The organism is Mesorhizobium sp. P2_C7 (assembly GCF_056404515.1).
This window is the reverse complement of the sequence record NZ_JBFUDW010000001.1, coordinates 410,193-436,024: the sequence shown is the minus strand read 5'-3', so window position 1 is coordinate 436,024 and position 25,832 is coordinate 410,193. Positions and strand designations below refer to the sequence as shown.

Here is a 25,832-nt window from a genome sequence, read left to right as displayed (position 1 = left end):
AAATCTTCCTGAAGGCCGGTTCTTGATTGTCGGCAGTAAAATTGCCTCAAGAACAACGCGTATCGCTACTGCAGGAGCTGGAGCAACTTCTGGTAGCGAGGATGACTGCGAACAGAGGCGAAATCGGAATCGTTCTTGAACCAGAGTCTCATCTCGGCGCCAGCCTGCGGCAGCCACGCCTCCAAAAGGTCGATCGAGCGTTCGAACTCCCCCAGCAACGCATAGGTACAAGCGGCGTTGTATTGGGTGTTCATATCGCTAGGGTCGATCGCCAGAGACCGGTCAAGCCACTTCGCTGCCCTATCGCCTTCACCAAGGAAGGCCAGCACGATCGCGCCCAGGCAGGCACAATTGGCGTTCTCCGGATGCAGACGGAGTTCCTCTTCAGCTCTCTCCATCGCGATCCGCGCATAAAGCTCCGCGTCGTTCTGCTGGCCGAGAGTGCGGAAGACGTTCACCAGCATGACCGGTGCGCCGTAGTCGGTCGGTTTGATCTCCATCGCACGCTTGAAGTACGTCGCGGCGAGCTCGAACTGGCCGCCGGTTACGCAGAACTCGGCATAGTAGCGGTTGGCCTCGTGGCAATTGGGGTCGAGCGCGAGAGCCTGTTCGAACGCCGCGGCGGCCTCGGAACGGCGGCCGGCGAGGGACAGGGCAAAGCCCCTGGCTGAATGCGCCTCGGCCAAATTCGGGTCCAGAGCCAGGGCCTTATCGGCGGTCGCGAAAATGTCGTCCACTTGGATCGGTGAGCCATACATCGACTGAAGGCGTACGTCGCTGACCGCCAAGCCTGCATATGCGCGGGCATATCCCGGATCAAGCTCGATGGCCCTGATATAACTTTGTCTGGCCATCAGGTGGTTCGCCCTGGTCGCGATGTGGCTGTAATCGCGGCCTCGAAGATAATGCGTATAGGCGTCCACATTGTCCGTCGGCGCCTTCTCAATAGCCTTCTTCTCCTCGGGCAGGAGCCTGACCCTGAGCTGCGCCACGACCGCCTTGGCGATTTCGTCCTGCACGGCGAAGATGTCGGTGAGGTCGCGGTCGTAGCGAGCAGCCCAGACGTGTCCGTCTGTGGCGCCCTCGATCAGCTCGGCATTGATCCTGACCCGGTTTCCCGCCTTGCGGACGCTGCCCTCGACAATGTAGCCGACGCCAAGCTCCCTGGCGATGCGTTCCATCTTGTCGGTCCTGCCCTTGAAGGCGAAGACCGTATTGCGGCTGAGCACGAACAGGCCGGAGACGTTCGAGAGGTCGGTTATGATATCTTCAGTGATGCCGTCACTGAAATACTGCTGGTCGGGATCATTGCTCAGATTGGCGAAGGGTAGGATCGCCACCGACGGCTTGTCGGACCGCACCAGCGTCTGGACGCTCCCGGCCGCAACATGCGTCTCGACATGCGCGGCGCCCTGGTCCCAGTTGGCGAAATAGACGTGCAGCGGCTGAGCAATGTTCTTGACGGTCCTGGCGCCCTGATCGGCGAAGTCGACGCCCAGCTTGTTGCCGACCGCATGGCGCACCGCTTCCGAGCAGGCGATGCCGCCGGGTATCGCGAGGCCCTGCAGCCGCACCGCAAGATTGACGCCGTCGCCGTGGAAATCATCACCGTCGACGATGATATCGCCAAGGTTGATGCCCATGCGAAACTTGAAATGCCGGTCCTCGGGGATGCCGGCATTCCGCTCGGACATGCCGCGTTGGATCTCGACCGCGCAGCGCGCCGCATTGATCACGCTGCCGAACTCCACCAGGAAGCCGTCACCCATCACCTTAAAGATGCGCCCACCATGCTTGGTGACGGTCGGATCGAAGAACTCCCGTCGATGCTGCCGAAGGAGATTGAGCGTGTGCTCTTCGTCAACCTCCATAAGACGGCTATAGCCGACCACATCTGCGGCCAGGATCGCCGCCAGCCGACGCTCAACATGCTCCTCGGACATGTCGTCTCCTGAAATCGCAGACAATCGTTCTGCCTGATTTAGTTCTATCTGATTTACCTCCTCGGCGCCAACGTCGCAGCCGATCGACGCCCGGAATTAGCGAAAGCCGCTCGGGAACGTCACGATCCGACAGAGGTAGGCGGACGGATTGAGGATCGGCATGGCCCCTTGCTTGCGCAAGGCCTCACATAACGGCAATAATTCGGCTGCCGGAGGAGGCGACGTCGCTGACGATGGGGGGTAAGCGTCATGGCGAATCTGATGCCGCTGCTTGTGGTCGGGGCGATGCTCCTGATCGTTGGCAGCCTGATCTATCGCGGCATTGGCAGGCTGTTTTCCGGTTCGGCTTCGAAAGGCAAACCACAGGACAGTTCGGCCTTGCCGGTCGGCAAGGCTCGTCAGCGCACGCCGGCATCGTCCGAAGCGGCCCACGCCGCATCGCCCCGGCCCAACCCTGCAGCGGTAAAGCTGATCGCCGACTTGCAGCAGCAAGCCAAGGACAGCGACGACCAGCGCAAGGCGAAGTTCAAAGCGCATGTCGAGCGCAAGACCCCGCCGATTTCCGTCGATGGCCGCGAAGCGATCGAACGGGGGCAAGCCGCGCGCATCGCGATCAAGCACGTCTTTCCGCCGCGTCTTCCCCAACGCGGCATGAGCTATTTTGGCGGGCTTCCGATCGTCCCCGATGAATTCGATTGGCCGACGGTTCACAATCGGCAGGGATTGCTCGAGCGCCTCAATTTCATGGTGCAAATCGACTGTTCGGATCTGCCACCGGGACCCGGCCGCGACCTGCTGCCCGACAAGGGCTACCTCTATTTCTTCGCGCCGATGTCCGACACGTTTGGGCCGGACGCGCTGCACTTCGTGACCCGGTATGAACCGCGCCGGGTGACGCAGAAGTGGCAGCCGCTCGACATGCCCTTCACCGCCAAGATTCTGGGATCGGATCCGACGGACGAAATCCTGCGGGGCAAGCGAACCCACTATGATCGGGTCGAGGTCGAATTTGCCTGGATCGAGGAGCCGACCGACGCCGAAGTCGCGGCGCGTGCGGACGAAGGTCATGCCTTCGAGGTCGCGGACAAGATTCGCGCCGAAAGGGTTGAGGCCTTCTACGGTTCGCCTGTTACCCCCGATCCGCTGCTTTCCGCTCATCAGGCGCTGAAGGACACGCTTTGGACGCCATATCCGGGTTTTCCGGCCAATTGGCATACTGCGCGGATCGTTCGAAAGCTCGTGGAAGCATATCACCGCGAAGAGACGGCCGACGTCACGGCACAGCTGAAGGCGCTTGGTGATGTTGTCGAAGACGATCCGAAGGCCAAGCGACTACGGCTGGTGCAGCGCGAACTGTCGGCATTCGGGTCGAAGATGTTCAACGCTTTCTTTCCGACGGTCAATGCCGGACTGAAGGAATATGACGCACCTCCAGCCGAGGTGAAGCAGCAGATCCTTGCCTTCCTGGAAGACTTGCGCGCCAACGGCATGCCGTCATCTTCTCCGGCGCGGCGGCCGCATCATCACCAACTTCCGCAGGTGATGAACCATTGGCTTTCAATCGCGGCGATCCGGGGCGCCGAGGGTGGACTGACAGATCCGGACGGTGCGGCGTTGATAGGCCGGGAAGTCGTAGCCGCCCTGTCTCACCGCCACTCACCCCGTGGCCATCAGATGCTTGGCAAGGGTGAAGTCATCCAGGTCGCAGCCGACGAGATGAAGGACCGCTACCTGCTGTTGCTCCAGATCGGGCCGGATATGGCGGTCGATTGGACCGTTGGCGAGATGGGGCCGCTTCAATATTGGATCACGCCCGAGGACCTTGCGGCCAAGCGGTTCGAGAACGCACTTCTGACAGTCGAAGCCTACTGACCGGTGTTTGGTCAGTGGCGCTCTGGCCGTTTTGCCACACGCTCTCTTCGGCTATCGAATGGCAGGATCGGATCACGGCCCGGAAACGTGCTCCCCGGCACCAGACAGCAAAAGAGGCTGGGTTGCCCCGCCCCTGGTGCTTTTCAAATTTGAGGAAGAATTGGAGCGGGTGAAGCGATTCGAACGCTCGACCCCAACCCTGGCAACACCATTTTCTGCCGAAGCCGCCCTATCCTAATCTCCGCTATGATGCGATAAATCGTGGAGTTTGCTATAAATCGACCAATCTTGGCTTCGCCCTGATATCCGACTGGCACCCCGTTTGCTATTCCGACTGCTTCCATTGCGCTTGGACATGTGGCAAGCGGGCAGCCGAGCAGACGCAGCTTCCTGGCTTCAGCAGATGGACCCTCTTTAGTAATTCAAATTGAAAATTGCGCCCTCATGTTTCAAAACAGGTCGGTAGCCCCGCAAGTTTCGAAGCCTGCGAGGTCGCCACGGTCCTCAAGGCGAGAATTCTAGAAGACGTTCAACAATGACCCAGCACGTACAAAACGCTCGAATTCTCATGTACAGCCACGACACGTTCGGGCTCGGCCATTTGCAGCGCTGCCGGACGATCGCGCATTCGCTGGTCGGGGATTTCCGCGGACTTCAGGTGCTTATCATTTCGGGCGCGACCATCGCTGGCGCCTTCGACTACCGCGCCCGTGTCGACTTCGTGAAGATCCCCAGCGTCATCAAGTTGCGCAACGGCGAATACACCTCGCTGGAAAAGCATATCGATCTGCATGAGACGCTAAGGATGCGCCAGTCGATCATCCGCCACACAGCCGAGACCTACCGGCCGGACATCTTCATCGTCGACAAGGAACCGCTCGGCCTGCGCGGTGAGATCGAGGACACGCTGTCCTACCTCAAGACGCGGGGCACCACGCTCGTGCTTGGCTTGCGAGAGGTGATGGACGCGCCGAATCTGCTCGAAGCAGAGTGGGCACGCAGGGATGTAATGCGCAAGATAGGCCTGTTCTACGACAAGGTCTGGGTCTATGGTCCGCCGGATTTCTACGATCCGTTGACGGGCCTGGATGTGCCGTCGGCTGTCGGAGCAAAGATGAAGTTCGTCGGTTTCCTGCAACGGAGCCTGCAGCGGAACGAGATGCCCGGCCACCGGCCCGAGGGCGACTATATCCTCGTCACCACCGGTGGCGGCGGTGACGGCGCCGAACTGATCCACGACGTCTTCGATGCCTATCAGCAGGATCCGCAATTGCAGCATAGGGCGCTGATCGTGCTTGGGCCTTACATGCCGGCGCGCAAGCGCAACAAGCTGGTCAGGAAGGGGTCCAAGATCCCCTATATCAAGATCATCGAGTTCGACAACCGCATGGAAGACCTGATTGCCGGCGCCAAGGCGGTCGTGGCGATGGGCGGCTACAACACCTATTGCGAGATCCTGTCTTTCGACAAGCCGGCGCTGATCGTGCCGCGCGTCAAGCCCCGCGAGGAACAGCTGATCCGCGCACGGCGCGCAGCTGAACTCGGCCTCATCGAGATGCTCTTGCCGGAAGAAGCCAAGGATTCCCAGCGGTTTGCCGATGCACTGAAGGTGCTGCCGGACCGGCCCCGCCCATCGCAGAGCAATCCGCATCTGACGCTGGAAGGGCTGCCTCATATTTCCGAAATCGTCGCGGAACTGCTCGAGCGGCGTGCCGGCCATCACCTTTCGGTCATTGAAGGCATGAACTGAGTTGCAACATCGCAAGATCGTCGTGGTTCTGAAAGGCTATCCGCGGCTGTCGGAAACCTTCATCGCGCAGGAACTGCTCGGTCTGGAGCGTGCGGGGTTCGACCTGATACTGTTCGCGCTCAGGCGGCCGACCGATGCAAAACGCCACCCCGTGCATGACGAAATCAAAGCGCCGGTCCACTATCTGCCGGAATATCTGCATGAAGAGCCGCTGCGCGTGGTTCGCTCGCTGTTTGCTCATCTGCTGCGGCCGGGCTTCTGGCGCGCGCTCGGATCGCTGGCGACCGATATCCCCCGCGACTTTACGCGCAATCGCGCGCGCCGTTTCGGGCAAGCGCTCGTGCTGGCGGCCGAATGGCCGGAAGACGCGGGCTGGCTGCACGCACATTTCGCGCACACGCCGGCATCGGTGACGCGCTATGCCAGCCTGCTTCGCGGCCTGCCCTGGAGTTGCTCGGCCCATGCCAAGGACATCTGGACTTCGGCGGACTGGGATCTGGCCGGCAAGCTTTCCTCGGCGCGCTGGACGGTCACTTGCACGAAAACCGGCTTTGACCGTCTGACAAGACTCTCCAACGGCAATTCGTCCGTGCATCTGAGCTATCATGGGCTCGACCTTGATCGCTTCGGCAGTTTCGGCGAGGCGCGAAAACAGCATGACGGCTCGGTGCCGGACGAACCGGTTGTCGTCCTGAGTGTCGGGCGCGCCGTCGAAAAGAAAGGTTACGATACCTTGCTGGAGGCCCTTGCCCTCTTGCCTGGTGATCTGGCGTGGCGTTTCGAGCATATCGGCGGCGGCGAGGAACTGGGACGGCTCAAGGCGCTGGCGCAAAAGCTCGGACTGGATGGTCGCGTCTCCTGGAAAGGCGCGCTTGCGCAGGAGGAGGTGCTTGAGCACTACCGCTGCGCCGACATCTTCGCCCTGGCCTGCAGGATCACCGCTAATGGCGACCGGGACGGTCTGCCGAATGTCCTGGTGGAGGCGGCCAGCCAGCGGCTTGCCTGCGTGTCGACCGATATTTCCGGCGTGCCGGAGCTGCTATCGCCTGAAGATACCGGGCTGCTGGTTCCGACGGAAAACCCAATCGCCCTGGCACAGGCGCTGGAGCGCCTGATCCGTGATCCCGTGCTGCGCGCCCGCCTCGGCGATGCCGCGGAGCGGCGCGTGCGCGGCGATTTCGATCATACGGCCAGCATTGGACAGCTCAAGGAACTGTTCGAGCGGGAGTGGCGGGCCGCCGAATGAAGCGGCTGCGCGCTTTCTTCTACGTCCAACACCTGCTCGGCATCGGCCATCTCGCGCGCGCCAGCCGCATTGCGGCGGCTCTGGCCGATGACGTGTTTGACGTAACCGTCGTAACGGGCGGAGCGCCGATTGCCGGGTTTCCGGGACCGGGTGTAAAATCTGTCACCCTGCCACCCGTCACCTCCGGCGATGAAGGATTTTCCGGACTTGTCGACCTGCAGGGCAAACCCATCGACGATGATTTCAAGAAACGGCGCTCGGAGATGCTGCTGCAGGCATTCCGGGAGTGCAGGCCTGATATCGTCATTGTCGAGGCGTTTCCATTTGGACGCCGGCAGATGCGTTTCGAACTGTTGCCGCTGATCGAGGCCATCGACGCGACGTCGCCCAGACCGCTGCTGGCGACGTCCGTGCGTGATATCCTTCAGGAGCGTGTCAAGGCGGGCCGAAACGAAGAAACGGTCGATCTCATCAACAGGCATTTCGACCTTGTCATGGTCCACGGCGATCCGGCTTTCGCAACCATCGACAAGACATTTCCACTGGCTGAAGCGATCAGGGCCGAGGTCACCTACACAGGGCTCGTTGCCGCGCCGCCATCGGCCGCGGCCTCCGAGCGCTTCGACGTTCTGGTGTCGGTTGGCGGCGGGGCTGCCGGAAAGAGCCTTGTCAGGTCCACCATAGCAGCGGCGCGCAATGCCAACAAAGGCTGGAAATGGTGTTTGATCACCGGCCCAAACCTGCCGAAAGACGAGTTTGACGCGATCGCACGCGATGCCACGCCGGGCCTGTCCATCTTCCGGTTCCGCGAGGATTTCGCCAGCCTGCTGACCGGCGCCCGCCTGTCAGTCTCGCAGGCGGGTTACAACACGGTCTGCGATGTGCTGCGCGCGGGTTGTCGCTCCCTGCTCGTTCCATTTGCAGCCGGCGGCGAAACCGAACAGACGGTTCGCGCCCTGATGCTCGAAGACCTCGGTCTTGCAACAGTGCTGACGGAAAAGGACCTAACGCCTGAAGGTCTGGCGCAAGCGATCGAACAGGCGCTTGTGGGACCGACGCCATCCGCGCATCGTCTCGACCTGGAAGGTGCGCGCCACGCGGCGCAAATCCTGCGCGAGCGGTATCGAATCTGGTCCCTGAAAGCGGGGCCTGGTTTCGGAAAAGTTCACGGATCCTAGGGCGGTTCATCGTTTCACGGACCGCCCTATCTCTTTGTTTTGACGCAATTCCCCCAGGGGAAGGCGCTACGCGCTATGCCATCAAACAGTTCCAATCAGCATGAAGCGCGTATAATTTTTTGTCGGCAGTTCGCCGGAGAACCGCACCTCCCGCAGCGCCGCCATTGCTTCGAAGGCTGCAAGTGAAGCTACGCAGTTGATGTGCGTCGGCTCGCTGAAATAATCGTTCGATTGCAGCAGTACATTTGTGCCCCGCGGAAGCAGGGCAAGCCAGGCGCCCAGATCGGCTATGTGCTCGCAGCTCGTATTGACCGTCAGATCGGGCCGCGCGGCCGCATAGTCGAGTGCGTACATATCCGCTGTGACCGCCCGGAAACGGTCGCCGGCTTCCCGGTTGAGGGTCCGGGCGACCGGCGCGACTTCGGGATCGATGTCGATGCTATCGACCGCCGCGATGTCGAAGCGGGCGTCGTTGAGAAGCATCGCCGGCAAGACGCCGTACCATCCACCCAGAACCCATATGCGGCCGAACCGGCCGCCGAAGCTTTCGAACAGCCTGTCGCGCGCCCACATCTTGCAGGCGACCTGCTTGTGGTTGAAGGCATTGGCGATATCGGCCTCCGGATGCTTGGCGACGACGCGCGCCAGCCCTGCCACGAGAGGGCTGTTGACATAGGCAGCAATTCCCCGCGTGAGGTCCAGGGCTTGCTCGTGCCAGTCCATGCCGGCATTGCGCGGTTGCGTAACATCCATCATATTCGTCTTGTATGTTGGGATTTCGGGCGACACAACGCAATCTTGCCTCCCGCAAGGCCGTTTGATTCGCGGACGTGATTATGCTGCAAGCCGCTTCGCCATTGCCCGGTGCCGGAGAGAGCCTGTTGCGTCTGTCCGGACCATCGGCGTCGATCCGCCAGCGCCAGCCGCACAACTGCGGCCTCGTGCTGGAACGGGCCGCCTTACAGGTTCCTTACAGAGTCGAGCGCAGGACAATCGCCGTCCACTGCAGCTTTGAGCTTGTCGCTGGCGACGAAGAAATCGCCGATCCGCCATTCGCCAGCAGGTACCCTTACATCCTGCATCCTTCCAACTGAAGGTCCACAGTCGCATATGGAACCCAGCCTAGCCCGCTATATCTGGACGCACACCAAGAAGCAGCAGGTCTGGATATTGATCATCGTCTTGCTTTCGATGATCCCGTATTTCATGTCCTTCGACCTGCCGAAGCTGATCGTCAACGGCCCGATCCAAGGAAGCGGCTTCGAGCAACCCGGCGCGACCCGGCCATTCATGAAGCTACACTACAACGTGCCGTTCATTGGAGAGGTCCAGTTCTTCTCCGGTTTTCAGCTAGACCGCAAGGAGACGCTGTTTGCCCTGAGCCTTGTGTTCCTCTTGCTGGTCGTCATCAACGGCCTGTTCAAACTCTACATCAACACCTACAAGGGCCGCCTCGGCGAACGCATGCTGCGGCGTATCCGCTTCGATCTGGTCGATCGTGTGCTGCGGTTTCCGCCGGTTTACTTCAAGCGGGTGAAATCCGCCGAAGTGGCGACCATGGTGAAGGACGAGGTGGAGCCGCTGGGCGGCTTCATCGGCGATGCCTTCCTGCAGCCGGTACTGCTCGGCGGCCAGGCATTGACGGCCATGCTGTTCATCATGGTCCAGAACGTCTGGCTCGGAATGATAGCGGTCGTGATCGTGGTGATCCAGATCGTGCTCATCCCGCGAATGCGGCGGCGGCTGATCGTGCTCGGGCGCGAGCGGCAGTTGACGGCGCGTGCGCTTTCGGGCCGGGTTGGCGAAATCGTCGACGGCATCGGCGCGGTTCACGTCCACGATACGTCAAACTACGAGCGCGCCGACATAGCTGCCCGGCTCGGGCATATCTTCAAGATCCGCTTCGACCTTTACCAATGGAAATTCATGGTAAAGTTCCTCAACAATTTTCTCGCGCAGCTCACGCCCTTTCTGTTCTACATGATCGGTGGGTATCTGGTCATCCAGGGACGACTGGACGTCGGCCAGCTCGTGGCCGTGATCAGCGCCTACAAGGATCTGCCCGGACCGATGAAGGAGCTGATCGACTGGGATCAGGCGCGGCAGGATGTCCAGGTCAAATATCAGCAGGTCGTTGAACAGTTCACCGTTGACGGTCTCATTGAGCCGAAAATCGGGGCATTGACGATCGACGATCCCGGCCCGATGACCAACCCCCTGTCGGCGATCGGTGTGTCCATCGCGGACGATGGCGGTGCCATGCTGCTCGACCGTATCTCCCTGCAGGTCAAGCCGGGTGAGACGGTGGCGCTGGTCAGCACCGCAACAGGTGGCGCGGAGGCGCTTGCAGAAGCTTTCGCGCGGCTGAACTGGCCGGCCAGCGGAAAGGTCGCTTCGGGAGCCGATGACCTGCTTGAACTGCCCGAAGCAGTGACCGGCCGGCGCATGTCCTATGCCTCGTCGGATGTTTTCCTGTTCCAGGCCAGCCTTCGCGACAACCTGCTCTACGGGTTGAAGCATGCGCCGCTGACGCCGGTGACTTATGAGGGCGCCGCGGCAGATCAGCACCGCTGGAACATGCACGAGGCGCGCCGGTCGGGCAATCCGGATCTCGATATCCAGAGCGACTGGATCAACTATGCTTCCGCCGGCGCTACCGGCCCGCACGACCTCTTTGAAGCCGTGCGCAGGGTGCTCGACGCGGTTGTGCTATCACGCGACATTCTGGATCTTGGCTTGCGCTCTTCGGCCGACCTCACGCGTCACACGGAGCTTGCCAAACGGATCGTCGAACTGCGTGCGGCGCTGCGAACCCGGCTGGAGCAGGAAGGGCTGAGCGGACTGGTGGTTCCTTTCGAACCGGGCGCCTACAACAAGGAAGCAACGATCGGCGAAAACCTGCTCTTCGGCGCTGCCGCCGGCCCCAAGCTGGCCGACAGGGCTCTGGCTGCCAATCCCTATTTTGCTTCCGTGCTGAAAGAAGCCGGCCTCGACCGCACGCTCTACGAAATGGGCATGGAGATCGCCGGACAGGCGATCGAGCTGTTTGCCGACCTGCCGGCCGACCACCAGTTCTTCCAGCAGCTCGCCTTCATGAGCGCCGAGGAGATACCCGCCTACGAAACCTTGCTGCAACGGCTCAAGAACCGTCCCCACGAGGCGGTTTCCGAGAACGACCGCGCCATGATCGTCACCTTGAGCTTTGCCTATATCGAGCCCCGGCACCGCTTCGGCCTGCTGAGCGACGAGCTGATGAGCAAGATCGTCGCCGCGCGCAACCATTTCTATGAAAACCTGCCGCCCGAGCTGCAAGATGCGATCGAACGGTATGATCCCGCCAAATACATTGCCGCGGCCACCGTCATGGACAATGTCCTGTTCGGGCGTGTGGGCAACAGCCATCCCGACGCGCCGGACCGCATACGCTCCATCGTCTATGACATTCTTGACGAACTTGGGCTCTATGCCGAACTGCTGGATGTCGGCCTCGACTTCAACGTCGGCTCCGGCGGCAGGCGGCTGACCGGTGGACAGCGACAGAAGCTCGATGTTGCCCGGGCCCTGCTCAAGCGTCCCGATTTTCTCATTCTAAACCGGCCGCTGTCGGCGCTCGACCATCGCATGCAGGAGAAGGTGCTGCGAAACGTGCTCGAGGCAGCCAGGTGCGACGGCCATTCGCCGGCAATAGTGTGGGTCGTGACGAGTCCGGCAATGGCGGCGATGTTCGATCGCGTTGTCGTCTTCGACTCGGGTCAATTGGTGGAAGACGGAACACACGAGACACTTTTGGCAAGCAACGGTATCTTCAAGGAACTGCTGTCATAGAGGGATGGACATTCAGATGGGATCATTCTGCCGGTGGGAATTTGTCAGGCGGCATCGCCCGATCGCACGACATCAGGCTCGCCATCGCGTGGTTCGCTTCGCCATCCCGGAAACAGAATTGATTCCATCTGGGCATTCGTTGCTCTAGTCTGGCAAACGCGAATTTTGGGAGGTTTGCGACAATGCTGCTCAAGGATGAAGTTGGAATGCTGCAACGCATTCCCCTGTTTTCCGGCATCGAGTCGACAAAGCTCAAGCTGCTTGCGTTCACATCCGACCGCGTGAGCTACAGCGCCGGCCAGATCCTTTTCCGTCAGGGCGACGAGGGAGACGCCGCCTATGTCATCCTTTCAGGCAGCGCGGATATTCTGGTCGATTCCGACAGCGGACCGATAAAAATTGCCGAAATGGTGCCAAATTCGATTGTCGGCGAGATCGCCATACTGTGCAACAGCTCGCGCACAGCCACCGTCAGAGCGGCCAGTCCGGTGGAAGCCCTGAGAATCCGCAAGGACCATTTCCTGAGGCTTATGCGGGAGTACCCGGAAATGACCATCGAGATATTGCGGGTTCTTGCCGACCGCCTAAGCCATACGACCGCGGATCTGATCGACGCACGAAGCGCTAAATAACGAATGGCGCGCAATCAATCCTCGCCGTCGCGATGGCACGGCCTCTGAGAGGGCCACCCGGAGAAAACCTGTCTCGCCTAGCAGCCGTTGTTTGGCTACGATGGGTGACGGGGAGTACGAAGGGCTAGCATGGACGACGATGTTTTCCTGGTCAGGTTTTGGGGGGTGCGCGGCAGCATTTCGGTATCGGGCCCAGAATTCTCTCGCTATGGCGGCAACACTATCTGCATCGAGATGCGATGCGGCAAGCATACGCTTCTGTTCGACGCGGGCTCTGGCCTACGACCTGCCGGCGCGGCGCTTCGGGCGTCGGGCGTGACCGATTTCGACCTGTTTTTCACCCACTGCCATTTCGATCACATCATCGGGCTGCCGGTGTTTGCGCCGATCTATGACCGGAGCATCAAGATTGCGCTTTGGTCCGGGCATCTTGCAGGACGCATGACGACCAGGCAGATGGTCGATGAGTTCATACGGCCGCCGTGGTTTCCGGTGACACTGGATATCTGCAAGGCAAGCCTCGACTACCACGATTTCGTATCCGGAGACGTGCTTCGGCCGCGCAAAGGGGTGGTGGTCCGAACCGGCAGTCTTGTCCATCCGGGCGGCTGCATAGGCTACCGGGTCGAATGGGGCGGCCGCGTCGTGGCGGTGATCACAGACACCGAGCATGAGCCGGATAAACTCGATCAGGCGGTGCTCGGCCTGATCGCAGATGCCGACCTCGTCGTTTACGATTGCACCTACACCGAGGAGGAAATGGAACGCCGCCGCGGTCACGGGCACTCGACATGGCAACAGGGCGTCAAACTCTGTGAGGCGGCCGGTGCGCGGGGGCTCGCCCTGTTTCACCACGATCCGACACGCACCGACGAGCAACTGGACGAGATCGAGAAACTGGCAAAGGACAGGTTTGCCGGCGCTTTTGCCGCGCGCGATGGCCAGACGCTCAAACTCCCAGTCTCATTGCACAAGAAGCGCTGAGCTATTTTCCTCTACCGGCGCTGCGCCCAATCAATGTCCTGATCGGAAGCCATGCGCAGGCTTCAGTCCGTGCGGTGAGCGTGAACAGCCGTTCGAGGAAAAGCCAGGCCGATTCATCATGGACGAGATGGTGGGTGAGCAGGCCGACCGGTTCGCCGCCGTCGAATGCATGCTGCAATTGCGCGACGATCGCCTGAACCAACAGGCCATGATCGTGGCAGCCGCGCGTGCCATGCCAATCCATGATGTCGACATTGCTGTTGATGACCGCCAGTGAAGCCGGCTTTGGCGGCCCATAGACCGACAATGCCGCAAATCCTATCGATCCAAGGTCGGATACCAGGCCGGCGTCGATCCTGTTCCAGGGTGGCACCAGCATCGGAACGGCACGTGCGCTGTGCAAGCCGGTCAGGTGCGACAGCCCGCGAGCCAGATCATCCAGCATCGCCGCGCGTGGCCGATGCGCGCCGAGCTCCTGCTTTTTCTGGTCCCCGGGCGCATGATTTCGATGCGCCCAGCCATGGATGGCGACCGTGGCGTGCGGCGCCTCGTCGAGCCGGGCGGCAAGCTTCTCATCCGTCAGGGCCGGAATGACGGCCAGAGTGACCGGAACCGCGAATTCACCTGTGAGGGCGAGCAGCCGATCAAGCTCAGGCGTCGGCTCCACGGCGTCATCGTCGCGCAGCCAGAACTCCCCCTTGCGGCCCTCCCGTTGCCAACGCGCCAGTTCTTCCACCAAGGGTTGCCAGATCCGATCGGGTGTCATGAAACGGGGATCCTCGAAAGGAGTTCGGCCAGACGCGCGGCAGCAGCACCGAGGGAGCGTTCTTCGAGGATGAAACGTCTGGCTTTTTCGGCCATGATGGTTCTTTCGTCGTTACGGGCCAGAAGCCTTTCGATGGCGGAAGCGAACGCCGCCACATCGCCCGGCGGGGTGAGAAACCCGGTCTGACCATCCCGCACGACCTCCGGCACGCCGGCGATGTCCTGAGCCACCACCGGAAGGCCGGCGGCCTGTGCTTCAAGATAGGCAACGCCATAGGCCTCGCCGTAGCCCGGCCAGACGTAAATTCCCCCCCTGTAGAGGACATCAGGCACGGCAGCCGGCTCGATTGCGCCAAGCCATTCGATACGGTCGGCGGGCAAGCCGGCGAATTGCGCTTTGACCTCGTCACGGGCGGGCCCGTCCCCGACGACCGACATGGTCCAGGGCAGGTGGCGGATCGGACCGAGCGCTTGCGCCAGCATGCGATAGCTTTCGACCTTGTCGCCCGGGCGCATCATGGCGACGGCAACGAGGCGCGTCGGATTACCCCGTGCCGGCATTTCCCGGAATGCCGATGTGTCGATGAAGGGCGAAAGCATACCGAGAGCGGCGTCGGGAATCGCATCTGCCAGTCCTTGGCGATCCCTTTGCGTGAAGCAGATGTTCAGCGCCGCCTGTTCGACGGCTCGCGCCACCAACGCTTGCGTGTCGGCCCACAAGCCGGCGTTACGCCGCCTCGAATAGGAGGCTTCCGCGGTCACATAAGGGACAGCAAAGGCCGATGCCAGCCCGGGCCCGATCAGGTCGGGCGCCTTGTAGTAGGGATGATAGGAGAACCAGAGATCGGGCTTGCCGTGACGATCCCAAAGCTTTGTCAGCCGCGCGGCTTCCTCTCGGGCTTCGATCTGGAGCGCATCGAAACTTTTCGGCTCCGGCTCGCGTAAATAGAAGCGCAGTTCGGATGCCAGTTCGACGCTATGCCCTCCATGCTCCAGCGCCGTGACCAGCATCCGCGCCATCTGGCGGTCGCCGGAGGCAACCGGATGATTGGGCGACTTCAGCGGCGCGTAGAAGGCAATTCGCATCGCGCGACCCTATCATCGGAAAGCCTGCGCAAGTCAATTTCGTAGCATGATCGACTTCACCTTCAAGCAGTGGAATGTGCTATCTGATGGTTATGGAAACAGCTACCGCGCCCGACCCGTTTGTCGCGTCCTTGCCGGTCTTCGCAAAGTTCGAAAGCGTTGCCGATATCGACAATTATCGGCCTTTGCCCGATGGCTGGGCGCTGGCCACCGCCGACATCGTCGGCTCGACCAAGGCGATCGAGGCTGGGCGCTATAAGACCGTCAATATGGCCGGCGCCAGCGTCATCTCGGCACTGCTCAATGCGCTGGGCCGGCAAGATCTTCCCTTTGTCTTCGGCGGCGACGGCGCGCTCGTGGCGTTTCCCGGCTCGGCGCTGGAGATCACCCGCAACGCGCTGGCGGCTGTCCAGAGATGGGTGGCGGACGAACTGGACCTGACCTTGCGTGCCGCGATCGTGCCGATAAAGGATGTAAGAGCGCACGGCTTCGACGTTCGCGTGGCGCGGTTCCAGGCCTCCGAAGCAGTCTTCTATGCCATGTTCGCCGGCGGTGGCGGCAGTTGGGCGGAAGCCGAGATGAAAGCGGGGCGCTACCGCATCGATCCTGCGCCGGCCGGCGCGCGGCCGGATCTGACCGGCCTCTCCTGCCGCTGGAACCCAATCGAAGCCCGCCATGGCGAAATCGTCTCGATCATAGCCACACCGGGGGCGTCGCGCGACTTGCGCGGTTTTCAGTTCCTGGCTTCCGACATCATCGCCCTTGCCGGCAGGGAGGAACGCGATGGCCACCCGGTGCCGGTGAACGGACCGGGCTACAGTTTGCTGCCCGCCGGCCTCGATATCGAGGCGCGGGCCACCGCGCCGGCAGGATGGCGGTGGGCGTCGAAGCTGTGGATAGTCTTCCTGATGACGCTTACGGCTGTCACCGATCGATTTGGCTGGACGATCGGCCGTTTCGATCCGAAGGTCTACAAACGCGAAGTGGCCAGCAATTCGGATTTCCGGAAGTTCGACGACGGCTTGAAGATGACCATCGACGTTGACGCGGATGTGTTGCAACGGATCGAGAACCGCCTGAAACAGGCGGAAGAGGCGGGCATCTGCAACTATGGCCTGCACCGCCAGAAATCGGCCTTGATGACATGCCTCGTCGCCTCGCCGCTGCAGCGCGATCATCTTCATTTCATCGATGGCGCCGCGGGCGGCTATGCGATGGCTGCCGCAAGCCTGAAGGCGAAGGTGCCGGTCTGACGACGGCTTGCGGAAATCGTTTTTCCGCAATATGCCTCGGCCATGGGAGCGGACAGCCTGTCCGAATTGACGGGAAAGTAGATTCTTGGACGCCTCACAATCGACATATGACCGTCTTCTGAGCCGTATCTCGACGCGCACCGCGCAAGTCGGCGTGATCGGACTGGGCTATGTCGGTTTGCCGCTGGCGGTTGCGATCGCACGCGCCGGCTTCCCGGTTTCCGGCTTCGACATCGAAGCCCGGAAGGTCGAGAGCCTGAACGCCGGCCAATCCTACATCGAGGCGGTGACGTCGACAGCCCTCGCCGGCCAGGTGGCAAGCGGACGGTTCCGGGCCACTGCGGATTTTGCCGAACTGGCGGTCTGCGATGTTATCATTATCTGCGTCCCGACACCGCTGACGAAACACCGCGAGCCGGACCTCTCCTTCGTCAGGGACACGGCAGCCACCATCGCCAAGCACCTGCGTCTCGGCCAGCTGATCGTGCTGGAATCGACCACCTATCCCGGCACCACCGACGACGTGATCAAGCCCATATTGGAAGAAACCGGGTTGCTGTCGAAGACAGACTTCTTCCTCGGCTTCTCGCCCGAACGAGAGGATCCCGGCAACCGCAGCTTTGAAGTCGCGACGATCCCCAAGGTCGTGGCAGGCGACGGCATTGAAGCGGCGACGCTCGTGCAGGCTTTCTACCAGGGCGTGGTCAAGACCGTCGTTCCGGTTTCCACCACGGCGACCGCAGAGGCAGTCAAGCTGACGGAAAACATCTTCCGCTCGGTCAACATAGCCCTGGTCAACGAGTTGAAGGTCGTGTTCGGTGCGATGGGCATCGACATCTGGGAGGTGATCGAGGCGGCAAAGAGCAAGCCCTTCGGTTACATGCCTTTCTATCCTGGCCCCGGACTTGGCGGGCACTGCGTTCCGATCGATCCCTTCTACCTGACATGGAAGGCGCGGGAATACGAACTGCCGACCCGCTTCATCGAACTGGCGGCGGAGATCAACACGGCCATGCCGCGTCATGTGGTCGATGAACTGGCGAAGGCACTGGACCGGCGCTGCGGCAAGGCGCTCAGCCGCTCGCGCATTCTCGTCATCGGGCTCGCTTATAAGAAGAATGTGCCCGACATCCGAGAAAGCCCGTCATTGCGGCTCATTGAACTCATCGAGGAATGGGGCGGCAAGGCGGAATTCCACGATCCGCATGTGGCTGAGATTCCCAGCACACGGGAGCATATGGCGATCAAGGGGCGTCGCTCGGTCGAATTGACCGAGGCGGCCTTGAAGGATTTCGATGCTGTGGTCGTTGCAACCGACCACGACGCGATCGACTATCAGGCGATCGCCGATCACGCTTATCTGATCGTCGACACGCGCAATGTTTTTGGCCGTCTCGGACTAGCCCGGGAAACGGTGGTGAAGGCCTGACGACGTCTTGCCGGCGAATTTTTTCGACCGATGTCAGGATCGTGGTTGCACTCCGCCGGCAGCCTCGCCACATGATGGCGCAACAGACAAACGCAGTTACGCCCGCTCCTTGCCTGCAACGACAGTCATTCGGGAAATTCTTCGCCGGCTTTTTCCGCCGAAGCCGGCTTCATTGACTTCGAGGGCCTTATCCTTGGATCGTTGGCGGACTGTGTTGTGGCGGATCAAAGGGGTGGCCCATCTTGGACGGGTTTGGAGATAGCATGAGCACAGAAATTTCCACCATTCTCGTGGATAAGGTTGCCGATTGGCTGACCCAATCGGCGCTCGAGGGCAACGACCTGGAAACGTTGGTAAAAGGCTTTTGTGAGCGGCTGGCTGCCGCCGGCCTGCCACTGAAGCGGGTGCATTTGAGCTTTTCGATGCTTCATCCGCTTTATGACGCGCTTGGCTTCACCTGGTTTCGCGGCCAGGGCCTCGAAGTAGAAGGCTTCCGCAACGAGGGCGGCGTGCCGTCCGACAGGTTCGTGACCAGCCCATATTACCATCTGCTCAGCAACAAGCTCGACCATCTGCGGCGCCGGTTCGACCCGTCGGTGCCGTCGGAGTTTCCTGTTTTCGATGAACTCAGGCTTATGGGCGTCACCGATTACATGGCTTTCGTCCATCCCTTCAGCGGCAACACCACGCAGGGCATGATGGGGTCTTGGTCGACCGACAGTGCCGCAGGCTTCAGCGACAGCATGATTTCGGCGCTGCTGCGCATCCAGAACCATCTCGCTATCGCAACCAAGATGGCGGTCCTCACCAAGCTCGCCGACAACATGATGACCACTTATCTCGGCGGCGACGCCGGCAGGCGCGTGCTGGACGGCCAGATCAAGCGTGGTGAGGGTGATACAATCCGGGCCGCACTGGTCATGGCCGATATGCGCGGGTCGTCAAGGCTTGCCGAAACCTCCGGCCGCGAAATCTATATCGATACCCTGAACCAGTTTTTTGACGCCGTTGCCGCACCTTTCAATCGCAAAGGCGGGCAGATCATGAGTTTCATTGGAGATGGCTTCATTGCCGTCTACCCTTGCGAAAGGCACCGCTCGCAGTCCGAGATCGCCTGCCAGGCTGCTCTTGCGGCGGCGCACAAGGCCAGCGCGCGCATGATGGATCTCAATCTGCGCAGGAAGCAGCAAGGGTTGAGCGACATCGGCTTTGGTATCGGCCTGCATGTCGGCAATGTGATGTTCGGCAATGTCGGCCTTACCGACCGGCTGACATTCTCTGTCTTCGGCTCTGCTGTAAACGAGGTCCAGCGCCTCCAGACGCTGACCAAGAAATATCCGCACAGCGTTCTCGCCAGCAAAGACTTCGCCAGCTATTGCGGCACCAACAGCTGGCTGACGCTCGGCAACGAGGAACTGGCGGGCATCAAGAAGCTGACGGTGCTTTCACCCGATCTGTCGGGCGCTCTCGCGCTTGATGAAGACGGTGCGATGGAGCCGATTCACGATCGGATATCGGACGCCGAGCAGGTCATGCTGCTTCATCGCGATGCCGCCCGGCTGTCGGCGGGCGACCGGCGGAAGCTCCAGTAACCGCCACGATCTGATCCGAACGCTTTTGGTCTGCAGTCCGGTCGCCGGTTCCGTCAGGGAACTGGCGACTATTTAGAATCCAAGTTGCTCTAGGCTGGCAATGCGCTAGTCTCGCTTTTCTGGGCCTGTCGCCAGGCAGGCCGCCAGAGTGGGGCTGGTGTGAGAATGAATTCGGGTATGAATTCGGGTTTTGACCTGCTGCGGATCGAAGATGTTGGCATCTCTTTTGCCATTGTCGGGGGACCGTTGCATGCCGTCAGGCGTGCGAATCTCCGCGTCCTACCAGGCAAGGTTACAGCGCTTGTGGGCGAGTCCGGTTCGGGAAAATCGGTTCTCAGCCAGGCCGTGATGGGCATCTTGCCGAAGACTGCCCATGTTCGCGGACGTATCCTGTTTTCGGATCCTGAAAAGCCCGGCACGACGCAGGATATCCTGCAGATGCCGCGTGACGGACCTGAAATCCGGGCATTGAGAGGCAGCCGCATCGGCAAGATCTTCCAGGAGCCGATGACGTCGCTGTCGCCGCTGCACACGATCGGCAACCAGGTCAGCGAATCCCTGCAGATTCATACGCCCATGGCTCGGGCGGAGCGCAAGGCGCGGACCGAGGAAATGCTCGGCCTTGTCGGGTTTCCCAATCCCAAGCGCGCCTATGACATGTATCCGTTTGAACTTTCGGGAGGATTGCGTCAGCGCGCCATGATCGCCATGGCGCTTATCTGCCGGCCGGCCTTGCTGATCGCCGACGAGCCGACGACGGCGTTGGACGTCACCATCCAAGCGCAAATCCTGCAGTTGCTGCGCGAGCTTCAGACCAAGCTGAACATGGCGATGCTGCTGATCACGCACGACCTCGGCGTGGTCGCCAATGTCGCCGACGAGGTGGTGGTCATCTACCATGGCGAGATCATGGAAGCGGGACCTGTCGAGGCGATATTCCGCCGGCCAGGTCACCCTTACCTGAAGGGCCTGATGGCAGCCGTTCCGCATTTCGACCTGAAGCCTGGCGAAAGGCTAAAGGCGCTCCGCGAGGTGCCGGTGAATGTCGAGAACCTGCTTGGCAAGCAGACGGCGCCGACGTCGAAGGGGCCGGACGACATCCTGCTGTCGGTCAGGGATCTCACGAAGACTTTCACCACCCGCAAGTCCGGATGGTTCAGCGGGGGTCATCAAACCTCCGTTCGCGCCGTGGACGGCGTGAGCTTCGATATCAGGCGGGGTGAGTGCCTGGGTCTGGTCGGCGAAAGCGGCTCCGGCAAAACCACCGTCAGCAAGATCCTCATGCGGGCTGTCACCCCCAGCGGCGGCTCGGTGATCTTCAACGGCCGCGATGGACCGATCGAGGTCCTGGAAGCCGAGGGAAACGCCCTGCGCATGCTGCGCGCGAAAATCCAAATGGTCTTCCAGGATCCGGTTTCGTCGCTTTCACCGCGCATGACGGTGGAGAACATCTTGAGCGAGCCGCTCGAAATCCATCAACGTGGCAATGCCGCGTCGCGGCTCGCCATGGTCAAGAGCCTGATGCAGGCAATCGGGCTCGATCCGCGCTTCATCAAGCGTTATCCGCACAGTTTCTCCGGCGGGCAGCGCCAGCGTATCGGCATCGCGCGGGCGTTGGCGCTGGGGCCTGAACTCCTTATCTGCGACGAGCCGGTTTCGGCGCTCGATGTCTCTGTCCAGGCACAGATCCTGAACCTTCTGAAGGACCTGCAGAAGGAGCTGGGCCTGACCTACCTGTTCATATCCCACAATCTGGCAGTGGTGGACTACATGGCGGACCGCATCGCGGTGATGTGCGGCGGGCGTATCGTCGAGCTTGCGCCGCGCGAAATTCTGCTTCGGAAACCAGTCCACCCCTACACGCGCTCACTGGTCGCCGCAGTGCCTTTCCCCGATCTCGACAGGCCGATGGATTTCAAGACGCTGAAGCTCAGCGGTGCTTCCGACACCAGCGCATGGGGACCGCAGTTCCGCGACGAGGGCGAAGAGGATGTGCTGTCGCCGCTCGATCTTGGCGGCGGCCACTTGGTGCTGGCCAGACGTTCGGCCGATGTCAGCGAGCTACGCCATTGATCAGCCGGCGCACCATCCTTGGCCTCATGGCTTCGGCATTTCTGCCGGGCACGTCGCGCGCCGGCGATCTGGAGCCGGAATTTCTTCAGCCGGAGCTGAAGGCCAGGGCGCTGCCGGCACTCGCCGAACGCCTGCCCAAGAGCCCACGCGCGGTGAATCTCGCTGCGATGGGCCGACAGCCAGGCCAGTATGGCGGCACGCTGCGTACGATCATCGGCAGCCAGAAAGATATCCGGATGATGACGATCTACGGGTATGCCCGCCTGGTCGGCTATGACGAAAAGCTCAACATGCAAGCCGACATTCTCGAGAGTTTCGACGTGGCGGATGATCGCGTCTTCACTTTCAAGATACGGGAAGGGCACAAATGGTCTGACGGTAGCCTGCTGACGCCGGAGGATTTTCGTTATTGCTGGGAAGATGTCTGGCTCAACGATGAGCTTTCGCAAGGCGGGCTCGCCCCGGCCCTGCTGGCGGACGGCAAGCCGCCACGCTTCGAGATCGTCGATCCGTTGACGGTCCGCTATAGTTGGGATGCGCCCAATCCCGACTTCCTGCCCAAGCTCGCCGCTGCTGCGCCGCTATCGCTTGTCCTGCCGGCCGCCTACCTCAAGCAGTTCCACAAGAAATACCAGGATCCGTTCCGGCTCGCCGGCCTCATGAAGGAGAACCGGGCCCGGAAATGGACGCTCCTGCATATCCGCATGTCGCGGCAGTATCGCCCGGAGAACCCGGACCTGCCGACGCTCGATCCCTGGCAGAACCGGACCAAGCCGCCGGCTGAGCAGTTCGTCTTCGAGCGCAACCCGTTCTTTCATCGAATAGACGAGAATGGCCGGCAACTGCCCTATGTCGACCGGATTGTCATGAATGTCAGCTCGTCGACGATCATTTCCGCCAAGACCGGTGCGGGCGAGAGCGACCTGCAAAGCCTGGGAATTGACTTCACCGATTACTCCTTCCTGAAGGATGCGGAGAAGCGCTACCCGGTGAAGATGCATCTGTGGAAACGCACACAGGGTTCGCGGCTGGCGCTGCTGCCCAATCTGAATTGTGCCGACCTGGTGTGGCGTGGCCTTTTCCGTGACGTGCGCGTGCGCCGCGCACTTTCGCTGGCTGTGGACAGGCGCGAGATCAATTTGGCCGTGTTCTACGGGTTGGCGCAGGAAAGTGCCGATACGGTGCTGCCGGAGAGCCCGCTCTTCCGGCCGGAATTCGCGAAAGCCTGGGTCGCCCATGATCCCGACCAGGCCAATGCCCTGCTCGACGAGGCCGGGCTTCAGCAGCGTGGCGATGACGGGGTGCGGATACTTCCCGATGGACGCCCGGCGCAAATCATCGTGGAAACGGCCGGCGAAAGCACGCTGGAAACCGACGCGCTCGAACTCATCACCGATCACTGGCGCAAGATCGGCATCGCCCTGTTCATCCGGACTTCGCAGCGCGACATCTTCCGTAGCCGCGCGGTTGGCGGCCAGATCATGATGTCGATGTGGTCGGGCATCGACAATGGCGTGCCGACCCCCGATATGAACCCGTACCAGTTGGCCCCCACCATGGATGACCAGCTGCAATGGCCGCTCTGGGGTGCTCACTACTTGTCTCATGGCAAGATGGGTGAGGCGCCCGATCTTCCGCCTGTGGTCGAGTTGATGGCTTTACTCGCGCGCTGGAACGCATCGACCGAAAGCACGGAGCGCGCCGAAATCTGGACTTCAATGCTGTCGATCTATACCGATCAGGTGTTTTCGATCGGCACGGTGAACGGAACGCATCAGCCGGTTCTGGCATCCTCGCGGCTGCGCAATCTGCCTGACAAGGCGCTCTACGGCTACGACCCGACTTCCTATTTCGGTGTCTATATGCCGGATACATTCTGGCTTGGAGAGTCCTGAGCGTGTTTCGATATCTTGTCTGGCGTATCGCTGTGATGGTTCCAACGCTGCTGATCATATCGGCGCTGGTGTTCACGATCATCGAACTTCCCCCAGGCGACTATTTCGACAGCTATGTTGCCGAGCTTCGGGCTCAGGGCGAAGCGGTAGATTCCGACCGCATCGAGATGATGCGCAAGGAATATGGTTTCGACAAACCGGTGGTCGTTCGCTACTTCTACTGGGTCGGCGGGATGCTGCAGGGCGATTTCGGCTATTCCTTCGAATATGAGCTGCCGGTTCGCGATGTCGTCGGGGACCGAATGTGGCTGACCGTGCTGGTTTCCTTCGTCACGATCATCTTCACCTGGCTCATCGCCTTTCCGATCGGCATGTACTCCGCCACGCATCAATACAGCTGGGGCGACTACGGCCTGACTTTCTTCGGCCTTCTCGGCCTTGCCATTCCGAATTTCATGCTGGCGCTGATCCTGATGTATTTCGCCAACATCTGGTTCGGCACATCCATCGGCCATCTCATGGACCAGCAGTATCTCGGCGAGCCGATGAGCTGGGCCAAGGCGAAGTCGATCCTCGCCCATCTCTGGATCCCGGTCCTGATCATCGGCACCGGGGGCACGGCAAGCATGATCCGGCGGCTGCGCGCCAATCTGCTCGATGAGCTACACAAGCAATATGTCGTCACCGCGCGCGCCAAAGGCCTTCATCCCTTCAAGGCGCTGGTCAAATATCCGCTGCGCATGGCGCTCAATTTCTTCATTTCCGACATCGGCTCTATCCTGCCGGCCATCATCTCCGGCGCCGAAATAACGGCGATCGTGCTGTCTTTGGAAACGACCGGGCCGATGCTGATCAAGGCGCTGCAAAGCCAGGACATGTATCTGGCAGGGTCGTTCCTGATGTTCCTGGCCTTCCTGACGGTCATCGGCGTCCTGATTTCCGACCTGGCGCTGGCGCTGCTTGATCCACGAATTCGTTTGCAGGGCGGTAGCACCAAATGAACACGCATTCGCCGCTGCCCGCTCCGGGTGCTCCACTGCAACACTACGTTTCCACCGCGCCCCTTGACCTGCAGTCGGTCGAGGCGATGACGCCGGAGCAGTCGAAGGTCTTCCAGGCGTCGCAGTTGCGGTTGATGTGGTGGAAATTCCGAAAACACCGGCTTGCCCTTGTATCCGGCATATTCCTGGCAGTGCTTTATTCCGGGATACTGATCTGCGAGTTCCTGGCGCCCTACAATCTGCACACGCGCAACATGGACTTCATCTATGCGCCGCCGCAGCGGGTGCGCCTGTTCCACAACGGCGAGTTCGTCGGGCCGTTCGTCTATGGCCGCGAGATGACGCTGGATATGGACACGCTCAAGCGGAACTACATTGAGAACCACGACGATGTTCAGCGGCTCCGTTTCTTCTGCAGGGGCGACAGTTACCTATTCTGGGGCCTGATCGAAGGTGACAGGCATTTGGTCTGCCCTGCCGAAAACGGCCAGCTCTTCCTGGCCGGCACCGACAGGCTGGGGCGCGATGTGCTCTCGCGCATCATTTATGGCGCACGCATTTCGCTGACGATCGGCCTCGTCGGCATCAGTTTCAGCTTCCTGCTCGGCATCGTCATCGGCGGACTGGCCGGCTATCACGGCGGTATCTTCGACCTGATCGTTCAACGCATCATCGAAGTTCTGCAATCGATCCCCAGCATTCCGCTATGGCTGGCTCTGGCGGCGATCATGCCGATCACCTGGAGTCCGGCGGTGATCTATTTCGGCATCACCGTCATCCTCGGGCTGCTCGACTGGACCGGACTGGCGCGGGCAGTGCGTTCAAAACTTCTGGCGTTGCGCGAGGAGGATTACGTTCTAGCCGCGCAATTGATGGGGGCCAACAGCAGCCGCATCATCGGGCGGCACCTCATTCCCGGCTTCATGTCGCATCTGATCGCAACGGCGACGCTCTCCATACCCAGCATGATCCTGGGCGAGACGGCACTGAGCTTCCTTGGGCTTGGCCTGAGGGCGCCGATAACCAGCTGGGGCATCCTGCTCACCGAGGCGCGCAGCGTCAACGTGATCGCGTTCTATCCATGGCTGCTTTTGCCGATGCTCCCCGTCGTTCTCGTCATCATGGCGTTCAACTTCCTCGGCGATGGCTTGCGGGACGCCGCGGACCCCTACAAGTGAGATCGCTATCCCACCGCGCTTCGTGCCGCCTGCGCCACCCCGGTATGACCCTTGCAGGCGGCCTGTCCGGTTGTTGCAATGTCTACCGTTCGCCTCTATACGCGGCGAAATTCGATCGGGGTTTGGCAGG

General features: G+C 61.1%; 19 protein-coding genes. 15 read left to right on the top strand and 4 right to left on the bottom strand.

The features are described from left to right. Window positions 1-65: 65 nt before the first annotated feature. The gene (locus AC1D2G_RS02140) at window positions 66-1,943 is read right to left on the bottom strand and encodes a TPR end-of-group domain-containing protein (RefSeq protein ID WP_477224770.1); all 1,878 of its coding nucleotides are present in this window, start codon (window positions 1,941-1,943) and stop codon (window positions 66-68) included. Between the two features lie 249 nt (window positions 1,944-2,192). On the opposite strand from AC1D2G_RS02140, the gene AC1D2G_RS02135 reads away from it, so the two are divergent. The 4 genes from AC1D2G_RS02135 to AC1D2G_RS02120 all read left to right on the top strand — a co-directional run bounded on the left by AC1D2G_RS02135 (window position 2,193) and on the right by AC1D2G_RS02120 (window position 7,989). Then, window positions 2,193-3,815 carry a PqqD family protein gene (locus tag AC1D2G_RS02135; RefSeq protein ID WP_477411709.1) on the top strand — a complete coding sequence of 541 codons (1,623 nt, stop codon included), beginning with the start codon at window positions 2,193-2,195 and terminating at the stop codon, window positions 3,813-3,815. A gap of 535 nt (window positions 3,816-4,350) precedes the next feature. Continuing rightward, complete coding sequence (locus tag AC1D2G_RS02130; protein WP_477411708.1) at window positions 4,351-5,565, top strand: glycosyltransferase family protein; 1,215 nt, start codon at window positions 4,351-4,353, stop codon at window positions 5,563-5,565. Window position 5,566: 1 nt separating this feature from the next. After that, window positions 5,567-6,811, top strand: a complete 1,245-nt coding sequence (locus AC1D2G_RS02125; protein WP_477411707.1) for a glycosyltransferase family 4 protein — start codon at window positions 5,567-5,569, stop codon at window positions 6,809-6,811. Beyond that, window positions 6,808-7,989 (top strand): glycosyltransferase family protein, encoded by a 1,182-nt coding sequence (locus tag AC1D2G_RS02120; protein ID WP_477411706.1) that lies wholly within the window; start codon window positions 6,808-6,810, stop codon window positions 7,987-7,989. Before AC1D2G_RS02125 ends, AC1D2G_RS02120 begins: the two co-directional genes overlap by 4 nt. An 81-nt stretch (window positions 7,990-8,070) precedes the next feature. Here AC1D2G_RS02120 and AC1D2G_RS02115 read toward each other — a convergent pair whose 3' ends face one another. Further along, window positions 8,071-8,745: a class I SAM-dependent methyltransferase gene (locus tag AC1D2G_RS02115; protein WP_477224765.1), complete on the bottom strand. Its 675-nt coding sequence runs from the start codon at window positions 8,743-8,745 to the stop codon at window positions 8,071-8,073. An 80-nt stretch (window positions 8,746-8,825) separates the two neighbouring features. Here AC1D2G_RS02115 and AC1D2G_RS02110 point away from each other — a divergent pair, with 80 nt between their 5' ends. From AC1D2G_RS02110 to AC1D2G_RS02095, 4 genes are all read left to right on the top strand, one after another. Further along, on the top strand, window positions 8,826-9,083 hold the full coding sequence (locus tag AC1D2G_RS02110; RefSeq protein ID WP_477411705.1) for a hypothetical protein: 258 nt from the start codon (window positions 8,826-8,828) through the stop codon (window positions 9,081-9,083). A gap of 16 nt (window positions 9,084-9,099) precedes the next feature. After that, entirely contained in the window at window positions 9,100-11,814 is a 2,715-nt protein-coding gene (locus AC1D2G_RS02105) for an ABC transporter transmembrane domain-containing protein (protein ID WP_477411704.1), read from the top strand. Between the two features lie 182 nt (window positions 11,815-11,996). Next, window positions 11,997-12,446, top strand: a complete 450-nt coding sequence (locus tag AC1D2G_RS02100; protein ID WP_095083929.1) for a cyclic nucleotide-binding domain-containing protein — start codon at window positions 11,997-11,999, stop codon at window positions 12,444-12,446. Window positions 12,447-12,575: 129 nt separating this feature from the next. Then, entirely contained in the window at window positions 12,576-13,430 is an 855-nt protein-coding gene (locus AC1D2G_RS02095) for an MBL fold metallo-hydrolase (RefSeq protein WP_477411703.1), read from the top strand. Window position 13,431: 1 nt separating this feature from the next. On the opposite strand, the gene AC1D2G_RS02090 is transcribed toward AC1D2G_RS02095, so the two are convergent. Both AC1D2G_RS02090 and AC1D2G_RS02085 read right to left on the bottom strand, forming a co-directional pair. Next, window positions 13,432-14,196, bottom strand: coding sequence for a polysaccharide deacetylase family protein (locus AC1D2G_RS02090; RefSeq protein WP_477411702.1), 765 nt, complete (start codon window positions 14,194-14,196; stop codon window positions 13,432-13,434). Continuing rightward, on the bottom strand, window positions 14,193-15,281 hold the full coding sequence (locus AC1D2G_RS02085) for a glycosyltransferase family 4 protein (RefSeq protein ID WP_477411701.1): 1,089 nt from the start codon (window positions 15,279-15,281) through the stop codon (window positions 14,193-14,195). Before AC1D2G_RS02085 ends, AC1D2G_RS02090 begins: the two co-directional genes overlap by 4 nt. Before the next feature lie 74 nt (window positions 15,282-15,355). Here AC1D2G_RS02085 and AC1D2G_RS02080 point away from each other — a divergent pair, with 74 nt between their 5' ends. The 7 genes from AC1D2G_RS02080 (at window position 15,356) to AC1D2G_RS02050 (ending at window position 25,702) form a co-directional block, all read left to right on the top strand. Further along, window positions 15,356-16,534: a DUF3095 domain-containing protein gene (locus AC1D2G_RS02080; RefSeq protein ID WP_477411700.1), complete on the top strand. Its 1,179-nt coding sequence runs from the start codon at window positions 15,356-15,358 to the stop codon at window positions 16,532-16,534. A gap of 85 nt (window positions 16,535-16,619) precedes the next feature. Further along, window positions 16,620-17,963: a nucleotide sugar dehydrogenase gene (locus AC1D2G_RS02075; RefSeq protein ID WP_477411699.1), complete on the top strand. Its 1,344-nt coding sequence runs from the start codon at window positions 16,620-16,622 to the stop codon at window positions 17,961-17,963. 263 nt (window positions 17,964-18,226) lie between these two features. Continuing rightward, window positions 18,227-19,555, top strand: coding sequence for an adenylate/guanylate cyclase domain-containing protein (locus AC1D2G_RS02070; protein ID WP_477305448.1), 1,329 nt, complete (start codon window positions 18,227-18,229; stop codon window positions 19,553-19,555). Window positions 19,556-19,732: 177 nt separating this feature from the next. Further along, window positions 19,733-21,628 (top strand): ABC transporter ATP-binding protein, encoded by a 1,896-nt coding sequence (locus AC1D2G_RS02065; protein ID WP_477411698.1) that lies wholly within the window; start codon window positions 19,733-19,735, stop codon window positions 21,626-21,628. Then, on the top strand, window positions 21,625-23,523 hold the full coding sequence (locus tag AC1D2G_RS02060) for an ABC transporter substrate-binding protein (protein ID WP_477411697.1): 1,899 nt from the start codon (window positions 21,625-21,627) through the stop codon (window positions 23,521-23,523). The genes AC1D2G_RS02065 and AC1D2G_RS02060 overlap by 4 nt, the downstream gene beginning before the upstream one ends. Before the next feature lie 2 nt (window positions 23,524-23,525). Then, entirely contained in the window at window positions 23,526-24,524 is a 999-nt protein-coding gene (locus AC1D2G_RS02055; protein WP_457155012.1) for an ABC transporter permease, read from the top strand. After that, on the top strand, window positions 24,521-25,702 hold the full coding sequence (locus tag AC1D2G_RS02050) for an ABC transporter permease (protein ID WP_477224757.1): 1,182 nt from the start codon (window positions 24,521-24,523) through the stop codon (window positions 25,700-25,702). The genes AC1D2G_RS02055 and AC1D2G_RS02050 overlap by 4 nt, the downstream gene beginning before the upstream one ends. The last annotated feature ends 130 nt before the right edge of the window (window positions 25,703-25,832 follow it).

What these genes read in the sequence shown, in the direction of transcription:
- AC1D2G_RS02140 (WP_477224770.1), bottom strand. Translation starts at nt 1,943, where the DNA reads ATGTCCGAGGAGCATGTTGAGCGTCGGCTGGCGGCGATCCTGGCCGCA.
- AC1D2G_RS02135 (WP_477411709.1), top strand. Translation starts at nt 2,193, where the DNA reads ATGGCGAATCTGATGCCGCTGCTTGTGGTCGGGGCGATGCTCCTGATC.
- AC1D2G_RS02130 (WP_477411708.1), top strand. Translation starts at nt 4,351, where the DNA reads ATGACCCAGCACGTACAAAACGCTCGAATTCTCATGTACAGCCACGAC.
- AC1D2G_RS02120 (WP_477411706.1), top strand. Translation starts at nt 6,808, where the DNA reads ATGAAGCGGCTGCGCGCTTTCTTCTACGTCCAACACCTGCTCGGCATC.
- AC1D2G_RS02115 (WP_477224765.1), bottom strand. Translation starts at nt 8,745, where the DNA reads ATGATGGATGTTACGCAACCGCGCAATGCCGGCATGGACTGGCACGAG.
- AC1D2G_RS02110 (WP_477411705.1), top strand. Translation starts at nt 8,826, where the DNA reads ATGCTGCAAGCCGCTTCGCCATTGCCCGGTGCCGGAGAGAGCCTGTTG.
- AC1D2G_RS02105 (WP_477411704.1), top strand. Translation starts at nt 9,100, where the DNA reads ATGGAACCCAGCCTAGCCCGCTATATCTGGACGCACACCAAGAAGCAG.
- AC1D2G_RS02100 (WP_095083929.1), top strand. Translation starts at nt 11,997, where the DNA reads ATGCTGCTCAAGGATGAAGTTGGAATGCTGCAACGCATTCCCCTGTTT.
- AC1D2G_RS02095 (WP_477411703.1), top strand. Translation starts at nt 12,576, where the DNA reads ATGGACGACGATGTTTTCCTGGTCAGGTTTTGGGGGGTGCGCGGCAGC.
- AC1D2G_RS02090 (WP_477411702.1), bottom strand. Translation starts at nt 14,196, where the DNA reads ATGACACCCGATCGGATCTGGCAACCCTTGGTGGAAGAACTGGCGCGT.
- AC1D2G_RS02085 (WP_477411701.1), bottom strand. Translation starts at nt 15,281, where the DNA reads ATGCGAATTGCCTTCTACGCGCCGCTGAAGTCGCCCAATCATCCGGTT.
- AC1D2G_RS02080 (WP_477411700.1), top strand. Translation starts at nt 15,356, where the DNA reads ATGTGCTATCTGATGGTTATGGAAACAGCTACCGCGCCCGACCCGTTT.
- AC1D2G_RS02070 (WP_477305448.1), top strand. Translation starts at nt 18,227, where the DNA reads ATGAGCACAGAAATTTCCACCATTCTCGTGGATAAGGTTGCCGATTGG.
- AC1D2G_RS02065 (WP_477411698.1), top strand. Translation starts at nt 19,733, where the DNA reads ATGAATTCGGGTTTTGACCTGCTGCGGATCGAAGATGTTGGCATCTCT.
- AC1D2G_RS02050 (WP_477224757.1), top strand. Translation starts at nt 24,521, where the DNA reads ATGAACACGCATTCGCCGCTGCCCGCTCCGGGTGCTCCACTGCAACAC.